We start from the raw sequence: 12,092 nt of genomic DNA, 5'->3' as shown, positions 1-12,092 counted from the left end.
CGTACGTTCACGTTCATTCATAGACCGTATGGTCGGTTTATAGTGTCGCGACTGATTCGAAGCAAGTGTCATGTTACCAAATAATGGTCTATTCTCCTAACTTCGTAACATGTAGAATGATCAGCTTGCCACGATGTTTTCCCGCACAAACCAAACCTGCGCGCTCCTCATCGGCAAAAGGGAAATCTTGTCAGAACCTAGCTACCCAGTTCTGTTTCCAGAGCTACAAGTTCTGGCCGCGGCAACCTTTCCAAAAGCTTGGATACGGACTCGCGGCAGGCAGGACCCTTCCAGCCAACCGGCAGAAAATCCGCTGGCAAAACCGGGTGCCGCAGTATGATGCGGCGCCAATTATGGACGATAAGAACGCGCAGCATTGCCCTTTTCATCGGGTCATCCACCCCGGCCTGCGGCAACAACTCATCAATAGCGCAAGTTGTTTTCCAGAATTCATCATATGCGCGTTTCAACTGCTCTGGCCCGAACAAGTCTTGTAACCATTGGGGAACAGAAACCGCACTGGTTTCAAAACCCAACAAGTCTTCAAGATCGTCCGGCATTGGTCCCGACGCCATCGCCGTTGCGGGATTCAATGACACGTAGTCCCCTGTCAGCAACAGATCTGCGAGTTCCTTTCGGGATGAATCCGAGCTACTTGAAATCAGCACATGCCAGATTTCTGGCGAGCTTGCTTCGCGGGCATAAATTCGCGGCGCGGCAGTCGCGCTCTGATTGCGGCCATATTCAGTAAGACGATGAACACTTGCCCGTCCAACACGCGTACTTTCTATCCAGCCCTCTTTGCGCAATCGGTGCAGTGCCACCCTGGTCGCTTCGGCCTTGATTCCAACAAGGCTAGTCAATGCCGTGATCAGTGACCCGCTTATTTGATCCGATTTGTTTTGCGCCAGATCGCCAAAAATCGTGACAAGCACCGACCATACCCGCAGGGAACCCTCGGACGTTAAATGACTGACACACGTGTCGAACCAGTCTGAGGCAGCGTCTTTCATAGGCCCAGTATAAGCGGGCCGGATTGAATTACCATCCAGCCCGTGATCATCAGTATGCCACCATTGTCAGCAGCTCGTATTCTGCAACCAGTTCGTCATCCTGCTGAGTCAGGGTGACGTGCCAGCGCACCTCACCATACTGATCGTTTCGTTTTGTCTTTTTCTTGACCGTGAGACGAACCTTGATGGTATCCCCTGCCACGACAGGTTTCATAAAGCGCAACCCGTCCAGACCCGTGTTGGCCAAAACCGGTCCTTCGTTCGGCTCAACAAACAAACCGGCTGCGAAGGACAACAACAGGTATCCGTGCGCGACGCGGCCCGGAAAGAACGGATTACGTTCCGCCGCAGCCTCGTCCGTGTGCGCATAGAAGGTATCGCCGGTGAAGTCCGCAAAATGCTGGATGTCGTCAATCGTTATGGTCCGGGGCGCCGTATGGAGGGTCTCACCAATAGCCAAATCATTGAACCGGCGGGTGAATGGATGGGCAGGACCCTTGATCTCGGTCGCGCCCGGAACCCATTTGGACCCAATCGCCGTCAACAGGTCGGGTGAACCCTGAATGGCCGTGCGCTGCATGTAGTGTTTCACACCACGCACACCGCCCATTTCCTCACCACCACCCGCGCGACCGGGACCACCATGAACCAAATGCGGCAAGGGTGAGCCGTGGCCGGTGGACTCTTTCATCGAGTCGCGGTTGTTAAAGTAAAGCCGCCCATGAAAAGCCCCGGCACCCAATGCAAAACTGCGCGCCACGTCTGCGTCTCGGGTAATGACCGAAGCGACCAGAGAGCCCTGCCCCTTGTTCGCCAGCTCAATCGCGTGGTCCGTGTCCCGATAGCCCATGATGGTACTGACGGGGCCGAAGGCTTCGGTGTCATGAACGCGCTTTGCCGTATCGGGGTTAGCGCAATGGAACAGCATTGGCGGCAAGAAAGCCCCCTTATCACCATCAGCGCCGTCAACGTCGAACGCGTCCGGATTGCCAAACACGCGCTCCGCCTCCTGGCCAATGATCGCCGCCTTTTCCAGTACGTCCCGTTTCTGGCTATTAGAGACCAAAGCACCCATGCGCGTCGTTTCAAGTTTCGGGTCACCAATGACCGTTTTTTCCAGCCGTGCGGAAAGGGCCTCGATCACCGCCTGCACATGGGTTTCAGGTGCGATTATCCGACGGATTGCGGTACATTTCTGACCTGCTTTCGTGGTCATCTCGCGCTGAACTTCCTTGACGAACAGATCAAACTCAGGCGTTCCCGGCTCCGCATCAACGCCCAGAACTGAACAGTTCAGGCTGTCCTGCTCCGCCACGAAACGTACGGAGTTCTCAAGAATAACGGGGTTGGACCGTAACTTCAGCGCGGTATCGGCGGATCCGGTAAAACTGACCACGTCCTGCATGGTCAGATGATCCAGCATATCACCCAGTCCACCTGAAACGAGTTGCAGCGCTCCGGCAGGTAGAATGCCTGACTCCAGCATTAGCCGCACGCACAGTTCGGTCACGTAGCAAGAATTCGTCGCCGGTTTCACGATGGCCGGTACACCCGCCAGCAAGGTCGGAGCGAGCTTTTCCAACATGCCCCAAACCGGAAAGTTGAACGCGTTGATATGGACTGCCACACCACGCAGCGGTGTGCAGATGTGCTGACCCAGAAACGTACCATTGCGCGAAAGCTGCTCGACATCACCATCCAGATAAACGTGACCATCCGGCATATCGCGGCGACCTTTCGAGGCAAACACGAACATTGTGCCGATCCCGCCGTCGATATCGATCAGATGATCCGACTGTGTCGCGCCCGTATTGAAAGACAGGTCGTACATGGCCTGTTTGTTCTGACCCAGATGCTGCGCCAGCGCTTTAAGCATCTTGGCGCGCTGGTGAAACGTCAACTTGCGCAACGCTGGCCCACCGACATTGCGCGCATAGTCCAACATGCCCTGCACATCCAATCGGTTGTTGCCTGCAGTGGCAAAAACTTCGCCTGTCACAGCGCTTGCAATATTGCGGGCCCCTTCACCCGGCGCGATCCACTCACCGGCCGCGAAACTTGAAATTTGCTGGATCGTCATGAGTCTCTCCTCAGTCCTGAGATGATCTTCGCGGCCCTATGCGCGCGGTTATCATAATCGTTTTATCCACCGTATGGTCGGTCATTAAATTGACCGGACTTTTTCTTGCCTTGGCCACCTCAAACCTGCGCGGGTAGCCGGGCGAACCCGCGAAATCGAATACGCCCTCCGCGTTTGGCCCCGTCGGTGATCTGATAATCTGGAAAGCGGTCCAAAAACCGGCTGACTGCAATCTTGCCCTCAATCCGGGCCAGAGTCAGACCGACGCACGTGTGCGGACCACCGGCAAACGCGTGGTGCTTGTTGGGTCGGCGGTCCAACAGCATATCGTCGGGCCGCTCAAACTGCCGTGGGTCGCGGTTGGCGGCCCCTATGCACAGGTGAATATCCGTACCCGCCGGAATGGTGAAACCGTGAAACGTTACATCTTCAGTAGTCAAACGGTTCCCAAACTGGTTCGGGCTTTCCAAGCGCAAGAACTCATCCACTGCCGTGGAGATCACGTCGGGACTGCTCAGCAACTCGGTTCGTTTGTCGCGGTGCCGATCCAGAAGCTCCAGCGCATTGCCAATTAGGTTCGTCGTCGTTTCATGCCCTGCATTCAGGACGAAGATGCAGTTTTGATACAGCTCGACCTCAGTCAGACCACCATCCGAGTCATCCTGTATCAGCCGTGTCAGAACATCCGTCTCGGGGTTGCCGGGATTGGATCTTCGGTCATCAATGATATGTCGAAGGAACGCCTTGAATTCCGAGACTGCGCGGTTGCCCCACTCTTCCTGTTCCGGCGTCAGTTCCGGCTCCAATGCGCCGAGTATTGCTAAGGACCAGTCGCGCAAGGGCCCGCGCTCGGATCTGGGAATACCCAACAGGTTGCCGATGATTTCAATCGGAATCGCCCCCGCGAAATCCTCAATCAACTCGACCGTACTCTTGGCCTGCATCTGGTCCAGTAAGCTATCGACAAGCGTGATCAAGCCCGGTTCCATCTGCGCCAAAGCGCGCGGATTCATCGCGCCGACCATCACCTTTCGAACACGGGTGTGCAGAGGCGGATCGTTGAACACCAAACTGTTGGTGTGATGCTCGTATAGCGGACTGCCGACCCCGAACTTTGGGCCAAACACCGCCTTCTTGTCCGAGATAAACCGGGTTGTGTCTCGGTAAACCAGATCCAGATCCTCGTAACGCGACAGGATCACCGAGCCATCGGGCTGAGGGCAAACCGGTGTCTCTTCGCGCAAGGCGGTATAGGCTGGATAAGGGTCTTCGTGAAACCCAACCGGAAGCGAAGTCAGTGAGAACATCAGTGACCCATCGCCCCCATATGCTCGGGCAGGACCAGCACCAGCCAAGGTATCAGGACGATCAAAGCCAGGCGGAAGATGTCGGCGATCCAGAACGGAGTAACACCTTTGAAGATCGTTCCGGTCGAAACATCCCCAACGACACCTTTCAGGATGAACACGTTCAGACCAACTGGCGGGGTGATCAGACTGATTTCCGTCACGACGACAACCACGATGCCAAACCAGATCGGATCATACCCCAGTGACGTCACCAGCGGGAAAAAGATCGGTACGGTCAGCAAGAGCATTGACAGCGACTCAAACACGCAGCCCAGGATGATGTAGATGCCCAGGATCATCAGGATCACCACGAAAGGTTCCACGTCATATGCCGTGACCAATGCGATCAGCGCTTCGGGCAAACCTGCAAGGTTGATGAAGTTCGAAAATATCTGAGCCCCGATCAAAACCGAGAACAAAGCCGCAGCGGTGTAGGTTGTTTCTTTCAGAACCTCGAAAGTCGAAGACAGGCTCAACCCGCCACGCGACAAAGCGATCAAGAAGGCCCCCATAGCCCCCATGCCGGCCGCTTCCGTCGGGCTGAACGTCAGGTTCAAAGGGTGGAAATCGAAGGCACCGTAAAGCCCACCGATGACCAAGAAGAACAGCAACAAAACCGCCCACACCGAACGCAACGCTGACAACCGATCGCCCCAACCGTGTTTCTCACCGGCCGGGCCGGATTCTGGATTGCGCCAGACGGTCCAGCGGACGGCAAACAGGTACAAAAGGATGCCTAAAACGCCGGGAATGATACCCGCGACAAACAGCTTGCCGATGGATGTTTCGGTTAACAAACCGTAGATAACAAGGATCACGGACGGTGGGATCAGAATACCAAGCGTGCCCCCTGCCGCAATCGAGGCGGTCGACAGCTCATCCGAATACCGATAGCGGCGCATTTCCGGCATGGCGACTTTGGACATCGTTGCCGCTGTTGCCAAGGACGAGCCGCAGATGGCTGAGAACCCACCACAGGCTGCGACTGTGGCCATCGCGATCCCACCTTTGAAATGGCCCAGAAATGCGTTTGATACGGCATAAAGTTCGCGGGCAAGCCCGCCCTTGTTCACGAACAATCCCATCAGGATAAACAGCGGAATAACCGAAAGGCCGTAGTCTTGCGCCGTGTCAGTGATCTGGCGGCCTACCATGGACATTGCTGCCTTCAGGCCGCGCTCCGAGAAAATGCTGCCTCCACGCTCGTATGCAAAACCCAGCGTCCCGACGAGGCCCATTGCGAAAACAATCGGCAAGCGCAGAAGCACGAGAACTAGAACAAGGGCAAAACCGATCAGCGCGGCAGTCATTGGTGGTGCTCCGACAAAGTATGGGGGGCGAAGATATAAAGAAGGCCGGTAACAATCATCGCAACGGCCGTGATTGCGGTGGACGCAGCAATGAACCAGCCGACATAGAAAACGGGGATCGCCAAATACTCGGTAACGTCACCGTAGTCCCGCGCCCGTTCAGCCAGAACCCAGACCCTTTGAATGGGCCAGAAAAGAATGATGCCCGAGATCAGATAGACAATTGCATCCCGTGCACGGCTCAGACGAAGTCGGGAAAACACTCCATCCGTCAGGTCGACCGCAATTTGGCCCTTACCAGCTGAGATCATCGGAAGAACCGAGAAAACGAGGATCGCCATTAGAATGCGCGTCAGCTCGGTCGCCGCTTCGATCGGCGCGTTGAACACGGACCGAAGGACAACGTCACAAAACGTCATGACCATAAGGATAAACAGCGCCACACAAGCCATCAGCGTTGGAAAAACACTGATGCGGCGCGCAAGTGTTACGAGAGATTGCATTTTGAGTCCCCGTCGGAGCGAATTGGTTGGCGGTCTGATACCGCCAACCGGGTCGCGTTATTGCGCGGCCATTTCCTGTACGATCATGTCGTATGCCGCCTGAGCATCGACACCGGCTCCGTTGACTTCGTCAATGACCTTGGTGCGCACATCGACGGCGATCGCATTGAACTTTTCAAGGTCTTCCGCAGATGCCGTGTTGATTGCGTTGCCTTCCGTGCCTTCGGTTTCTTCGCGACCAATCGTATCAATCTCATCCCAGATTTTCCCGATTTCGCGGCTCAACGGCTCGCCGAAAACATTCTCTTCCAGCGCCTGCTGAAGATCGGCAGGCAGATCGGCAAACGTGTCCTCGTTCATGATAAAGGCAAAAGACCCGCGATAAAGGCCGCCCGGAACTTCGTAAACGTTCTGCGCCACTTCGGTCAGTTTAAAGCCTTTGCGGGATTCAAATGGCATCACAACACCATCTGCCGCCTTCGAAGCCAGAGTTTCGTACACCTTCGGGGCCGGCACCTGGATACCCGTCGCACCCAGCGCCGTACCGACATCACCTCCAACGCCGCCAGGAATGCGAACCTTCAGCCCCGATACCTCGTCCAATGAGGTTACCGCGTTGCTGGTATGCAATTGGGCCGGACCGTGGGTGTGCAGGGCAATAACTTTCACACCCCGATGCTCATCTGCTTCTTTGAGGTACTTCTCATAAGCACGCCAATAGGCAACCGATGCCGCCTCGGCCGACCCCTCGAAACCGGGCAATTCGATCAGTTTAGTGGTCACGAAACGACCCGGCTGGTAGCCATGAAAGATGATCGAAGCGTCCGCCGCGCCATCCATGATCAGATCCATCTGCGCAGGCGGCGGTGCAATGCCAAGCTTCAATTCGGCCGTGACCTGTCCATCTGTGGCCTCTTCCACCATCTCGACGAATTTCGGCCACATCTTGGCGTTGATGCCGTGGGTTGGTGGTGCCCAGCTGGAAATGGTCAGCGTGTAGTCAGCGGCAAAAACCGCAGAACCAGTCAACGCCAGTGTCGCACCGGCCAGAAGCGAAGTGAGTTTTGTAAACTTAGCCATTGGATCCTCCCTGATTATGGCAATTTGAGTTCAAAGCCCATGAACCGGGCTTAAATGCAGTAAGTGAGTTGCGCGCCTTAACAGTCTCCTCGCGCAACCCTCCATGAGCCAGGACTTTCAGCATCTACAATATCCATCATTGCACGAGACACCTTATCACCGATTTCATTTTGGTAATTCATTGGTCCCCCGCGCCAGCGTGGAAAACCGTAGCCATGAACCTGAACCATATCCACAGCTTCGGCGTTTTCGGCGACGCCTTCTTCAATGATCAAGCGACCCTCATTGGCCAACACAGCCAGCATGCGAGAAGATATAGCCTCTGCCGAGAAGACCCGGCGGGTTATACTCTGTTCCGCAGAATAGTCTTCGATCAAAGCCTCAACTTCGGGATCTCGGATCGGTGTCCGGTCCCCCTTTTCGTATCGGTACCAACCTTTGCCTGCACGCTGACCAAATCGCTCCATCTCGCACAATTGGTCCGCGATGGGGACATAACGTTCGTTCGGATCGCGCGTGGTCGCGTTGCGTTTGCGATTGGCCCAAGCGATCTGTAGCCCGGTCAGATCCTGCAGCTCATACGGCCCCATTGGCATTCCAAAGTCCCGCATCGCCTGATCTATTTGGTAAGGCAGCGCCCCGTCTGCCAGCAGATAGTCTGCCTCACGCCGATAGGCGGACAGCATTCGGTTTCCGATGAACCCGTCGCAAATGCCCGACAGAACCGACACCTTACGCAACCTCTTGCCAAGCGCAAATCCGGTGGCCACGACTTCGGGTGCCGTGTGCGGGGTATGCACGATCTCAAGCAGCTTCATGACGTGGGCCGGACTGAAGAAATGCAAACCGATGCAACGCGCTTGATTCTCAATGCCTGCAAATATTTCGACTGGGTCGAGGTAGGAGGTGTTGGTAGCAAGAATGGTGTTGGCGTCCATATTCTGCGCCAGTTCTGCAAAGACCTGCTGCTTCACCGTCATGTCCTCGAACACCGCTTCGATCGCCAATTGTGCGTCGGCTGCCTCGGCATAGCTGTCAACGGCGTGAAACCGGGACAAGCCATTCTGCAATTCGGACTCGTTCATCTTTCCGCGTTTGACCGCACCCTTCAGCAAGCCTTCAACCCGATCGCGGGCCGCTGATGCGGCTTCAGTGTCGCGTTCGATTAACGTGACGGACAAACCGCTGCTCAAGGCAGCGGTGGCGATCCCAGCACCCATCAAACCACCGCCAACAACGGCTAAGCGACGGATTTCACGCGCATCGATGTCTTTGATCAATGACGGTTTGGACACGACTCGTTCGGCGAAGAATGCGTACCGCAAAGCCCGGCTCTCCGCACTATCGCGCAGCGCCAGGTGAAGGGCGCGCTCTTTCGGTTGTGCTGCGGTGAATGGCTCAGTGGCCCAGCTTAGCGCGGTCAGGACTTCCAGCGGCTCCTGTTGTCCTTTGGCGCGCTTTTTCAATGCCTCGCCAGAGGTTTCAATTAGATCAGGCGCGAATTCGGGAACAGGGCGCTGACTAACCGGCACCGGGCGTTCCGGCAAGTCAGCAACAAAGCTCTCAACCGCGGCTTCAAGATCTTCAGCCACCAGATCGACGCCGCCTAGCTGCTGGATAGCCTCAGCCGTTAGAACTTTGCCCGTGCAAGCCATGTCAATCGCTGCTTCCATCCCTATAAGGCGCGGCAAACGTTGCGTTCCACCTGCGCCGGGGATCAGCCCCACTTTGACTTCCGGCAGTCCAAATCCAGTGCCTGGTGCCGCAATCCGCCATGCGCACGCCATAGCCACCTCGAAACCGCCACCCAGAACGTTTCCGTGCATACAGGCGATGAACGGAACCTCGCTGTCTTCAATCAGCTGAACAACGTCGGGCAAGTGCGGCTCGACCGGTGCGCTATCGAATTCGGTCATGTCGCCGCCTGCGATAAAGGTTTTACCGGCGCATCGCAGCACTGCCGCACGCGCACCTCTGACAGCAGCAACTGCGTCCGCCAGCCCCTGTCGGACACCAATCGACGTTGCATTCACTGGCGGATTGTCGATGGTCACCCACGCAACATCGCCTTTAAATTCAACAGCCACAAGTGACGAGTGCGACATTGCCATGCCCTTAAAACGGTTCAGATTCGAAACTCGTATATATATTGACCAACCGTTCGGTTAATGCAATGATTAAATTATAACGACATCAGGTAGAACGGTTATGAGCGATACGATTCTTGTGGAAGATCACGGAAACTGGGTTGAAATCACCCTGAATCGTCCCGACAAGCTGAATTCCTTCAACGATGAGATGCACAACGCGCTTCAGGATGCGCTGAAATCCGCACGCGACAACGGTGCGCGCGCGATTTTGTTAACAGGCGCAGGGCGTGGCTTTTGCGCCGGGCAGGATCTTGGCGACCGTGACCCATCAAAAATGGACAGCCCTCCTGATCTGGGTAAGACCGTGAGGACCTACTATGCGCCATTGGTGCGTTTGATCCGCTCACTGAACTTCCCGGTCATTTGTGCCGTTAATGGGGTTGCCGCCGGTGCTGGAGCCAATCTGGCATTGGCCTGCGATATGGTGTTGGCCGGTGAAAGTGCCAAATTCATTCAGAGTTTCGCCAAGGTCGGCCTGATCCCTGACACTGGTGGCAGCTGGCACCTGCCTCGCCTGCTGGGTGAGGCACGAGCCAAAGGGCTGGCGTTAACGGCCCAACCCTTGCCCGCGAAGCAAGCGGAAGACTGGGGCCTGATCTGGAAAGCGCTGCCAGATGAGCAATTGCTGACCGAGGCCCGTTCTTTGGCAAGTCAATTCGCCGAAGGTCCGACCCTTGGGTTGGGCAAGACCAAACAGTGCATTCAGGCTGCTGCGACCAACACGCTTTCGGATCATCTTGAGATCGAAGCGGACGCTATGAAAATCTGTGGGGAAAGCACGGATTATGCCGAAGGCGTGTCCAGCTTCCTCGAAAAACGCGCGCCACGGTTTCAGGGAAAATAACGATGACCCCGAAAGAACGCGCCGCCAAATCAGCCGCTGTGATGTGGGCCAATGACGAAGCCAGCAAGTGGTTCGGTATGGACCTTGTCGATGTCGACGAAGGTCGCGCCGTTCTGGCGCTGACTGTCGCGCCTCATCATTGCAACGGGCACGGTATCTGCCATGGCGGTGTCACGCACGCCCTAGCAGACAGCGCCTTTGCCTTTGCCTGCAACAGCCGAAACGTGGCGACCGTCGGACAACACACGATGATGAGTTATCTCGCACCCGCAAAACGAGGTGACCACCTGACTGCGAGAGCCACAGAAACCGCCGTGGCGGGTCGCAGCGGGATCTATGATGTGCGCATCACCAATCAGGACAACATCACTATCGCCGAATTCCGCGGAATGTCCCGTGCAATCGGCGGTCAGAATTTTGACGAATAGAACGACGCAGAAGGAGCAACGCAATGGATGACATGTCCCCGAACAAAGGCGATTTGGACCCGATAGAAATCGCCTCGATTGATGAAATCCGAGCGACTCAGCTTGAACGCCTGAAATGGTCGCTGCGGCACGCGTACGAAAACGTGTCGATGTACAAGCAGCGCTTTGACGAAGCTGGCGTACGCCCCGATGACCTCCAACAGCTCAGTGACCTGTCTAAGTTTCCGTTCACGTACAAAAACGATCTTCGCGACAACTACCCCTTTGGCCTGTTTGCAGTACCACGGAGTGAGCTAATCCGGCTGCATGCGTCATCAGGCACGACCGGTAAACCGACAGTGGTGGGCTATACCAAGGGCGACATCGACAATTGGGCAGATCTGGTCGCGCGTTCGCTGCGCGCGGCAGGGTTGCGAAAGGGCGATATGGTCCACAACGCCTATGGCTATGGCCTGTTTACTGGCGGCCTGGGCGCGCATTACGGGATCGAACGCCTGGGCGCGACCGTTGTTCCGATGAGCGGGGGTCAGACCGAAAAGCAAGTCGGCTTGATATCGGATTTCCAACCCGATGGGATCATGGTGACCCCTTCCTACATGCTCAATATCCTTGAACAGTTTCACAAAGTGGGACTCGACCCCAGAAAAAGCTCTCTCAAGGTCGGGATTTTTGGCGCTGAGCCTTGGACAGACGCCATGCGTGCTGAAGTCGAAGCTGCGTTCGATATGCATGCTGTCGACATCTATGGCCTTTCTGAAATCATGGGCCCCGGCGTCGCAAGCGAATGCGTCGAAACGAAGGATGGCCCTGTGATATGGGAGGATCACTTCCTTCCGGAGATCATCGACCCCGCCACTGGCGAAGTTCTACCGGACGGCCAAACGGGCGAGCTTGTGTTTACGACCTTGACCAAAGAAGGCTTGCCCATGATCCGCTATCGCACGCGCGATCTGACCTGCCTGCTTCCCGGCACTGCGCGGTCCATGCGACGGATGGCAAAAATAACCGGCCGTAGTGACGACATGATGATCTTGCGGGGCGTAAATGTTTTCCCCAGCCAGATCGAAGAGCAGGTTATGGCGACCGGCGGGCTGGCACCCTACTATCAGATCGAGCTTTACAAGTCCGGTCGCATGGATGCGATGCGGGTGTTTGTCGAAGCGTCGACGGACTCGACCGACGAGATGTCCAAAACGGCTGCAGCCCGAATGCTGACCAAGCGCATCAAGGACATGGTTGGCGTTTCAACGGAAATTGTTGTAGGTGATCCAGGCGACGTCGAACGCTCTCAGGGCAAGGCGAAGCGCGTCATAGACAACCGCGATAAGGAATGAG

10 protein-coding genes are annotated in these 12,092 nt (G+C 56.0%); 3 read left to right on the top strand and 7 right to left on the bottom strand.

What is annotated here, in order from left to right; all coding sequences use genetic code 11:
* Positions 1 to 197 precede the first annotated feature (197 nt).
* The 7 genes from LCM21_RS06865 to LCM21_RS06835 form a co-directional block, all read right to left on the bottom strand.
* On the bottom strand, positions 198 to 935 hold the full coding sequence (locus LCM21_RS06865; RefSeq protein ID WP_319003905.1) for a PaaX family transcriptional regulator C-terminal domain-containing protein: 738 nt from the start codon (positions 933 to 935) through the stop codon (positions 198 to 200).
* 127 nt (positions 936 to 1,062) lie between these two features.
* Complete coding sequence (gene paaZ / locus LCM21_RS06860) at positions 1,063 to 3,093, bottom strand: phenylacetic acid degradation bifunctional protein PaaZ (RefSeq protein ID WP_224889930.1); 2,031 nt, start codon at positions 3,091 to 3,093, stop codon at positions 1,063 to 1,065.
* A gap of 119 nt (positions 3,094 to 3,212) precedes the next feature.
* Positions 3,213 to 4,400: a cytochrome P450 gene (locus tag LCM21_RS06855; RefSeq protein WP_224889929.1), complete on the bottom strand. Its 1,188-nt coding sequence runs from the start codon at positions 4,398 to 4,400 to the stop codon at positions 3,213 to 3,215.
* Positions 4,400 to 5,752: a TRAP transporter large permease gene (locus tag LCM21_RS06850; RefSeq protein ID WP_224889928.1), complete on the bottom strand. Its 1,353-nt coding sequence runs from the start codon at positions 5,750 to 5,752 to the stop codon at positions 4,400 to 4,402. The genes LCM21_RS06855 and LCM21_RS06850 overlap by 1 nt, the downstream gene beginning before the upstream one ends.
* Positions 5,749 to 6,255, bottom strand: coding sequence for a TRAP transporter small permease (locus tag LCM21_RS06845; RefSeq protein WP_224889927.1), 507 nt, complete (start codon positions 6,253 to 6,255; stop codon positions 5,749 to 5,751). Before LCM21_RS06845 ends, LCM21_RS06850 begins: the two co-directional genes overlap by 4 nt.
* Before the next feature lie 57 nt (positions 6,256 to 6,312).
* A complete protein-coding gene (locus tag LCM21_RS06840) occupies positions 6,313 to 7,335 on the bottom strand; it encodes a TRAP transporter substrate-binding protein (protein ID WP_224889926.1) in 1,023 nt (340 codons plus the stop codon).
* A gap of 77 nt (positions 7,336 to 7,412) precedes the next feature.
* Positions 7,413 to 9,440: an FAD-dependent oxidoreductase gene (locus LCM21_RS06835; protein ID WP_224889925.1), complete on the bottom strand. Its 2,028-nt coding sequence runs from the start codon at positions 9,438 to 9,440 to the stop codon at positions 7,413 to 7,415.
* A gap of 103 nt (positions 9,441 to 9,543) precedes the next feature.
* Here LCM21_RS06835 and paaG point away from each other — a divergent pair, with 103 nt between their 5' ends.
* The 3 genes from paaG to paaK are packed head-to-tail and all read left to right on the top strand — an operon-like array spanning position 9,544 to position 12,091.
* Positions 9,544 to 10,329 carry a 2-(1,2-epoxy-1,2-dihydrophenyl)acetyl-CoA isomerase PaaG gene (paaG, locus tag LCM21_RS06830; protein WP_224889924.1) on the top strand — a complete coding sequence of 262 codons (786 nt, stop codon included), beginning with the start codon at positions 9,544 to 9,546 and terminating at the stop codon, positions 10,327 to 10,329.
* A 2-nt stretch (positions 10,330 to 10,331) separates the two neighbouring features.
* Entirely contained in the window at positions 10,332 to 10,757 is a 426-nt protein-coding gene (gene paaI / locus LCM21_RS06825; RefSeq protein ID WP_224889923.1) for a hydroxyphenylacetyl-CoA thioesterase PaaI, read from the top strand.
* 23 nt (positions 10,758 to 10,780) lie between these two features.
* Positions 10,781 to 12,091: a phenylacetate--CoA ligase PaaK gene (gene paaK / locus LCM21_RS06820; RefSeq protein ID WP_224889922.1), complete on the top strand. Its 1,311-nt coding sequence runs from the start codon at positions 10,781 to 10,783 to the stop codon at positions 12,089 to 12,091.
* The last annotated feature ends 1 nt before the right edge of the window (position 12,092 follow it).

Source organism: Ruegeria profundi, from assembly GCF_020171505.1.
In the GTDB taxonomy this organism is placed as follows: Bacteria; Pseudomonadota; Alphaproteobacteria; order Rhodobacterales; family Rhodobacteraceae; genus Ruegeria; species Ruegeria profundi.
This window is presented reverse-complemented; position numbering and strand designations above follow the sequence as displayed.

Bases quoted from the DNA above. Each gene is read 5' to 3' on its own strand.
- paaZ (WP_224889930.1), bottom strand. From the start codon at position 3,093: ATGACGATCCAGCAAATTTCAAGTTTCGCGGCCGGTGAGTGGATCGCG.
- LCM21_RS06855 (WP_224889929.1), bottom strand. From the start codon at position 4,400: ATGTTCTCACTGACTTCGCTTCCGGTTGGGTTTCACGAAGACCCTTAT.
- LCM21_RS06850 (WP_224889928.1), bottom strand. From the start codon at position 5,752: ATGACTGCCGCGCTGATCGGTTTTGCCCTTGTTCTAGTTCTCGTGCTT.
- LCM21_RS06845 (WP_224889927.1), bottom strand. From the start codon at position 6,255: ATGCAATCTCTCGTAACACTTGCGCGCCGCATCAGTGTTTTTCCAACG.
- LCM21_RS06840 (WP_224889926.1), bottom strand. From the start codon at position 7,335: ATGGCTAAGTTTACAAAACTCACTTCGCTTCTGGCCGGTGCGACACTG.
- LCM21_RS06835 (WP_224889925.1), bottom strand. From the start codon at position 9,440: ATGTCGCACTCGTCACTTGTGGCTGTTGAATTTAAAGGCGATGTTGCG.
- paaG (WP_224889924.1), top strand. From the start codon at position 9,544: ATGAGCGATACGATTCTTGTGGAAGATCACGGAAACTGGGTTGAAATC.
- paaI (WP_224889923.1), top strand. From the start codon at position 10,332: ATGACCCCGAAAGAACGCGCCGCCAAATCAGCCGCTGTGATGTGGGCC.
- paaK (WP_224889922.1), top strand. From the start codon at position 10,781: ATGGATGACATGTCCCCGAACAAAGGCGATTTGGACCCGATAGAAATC.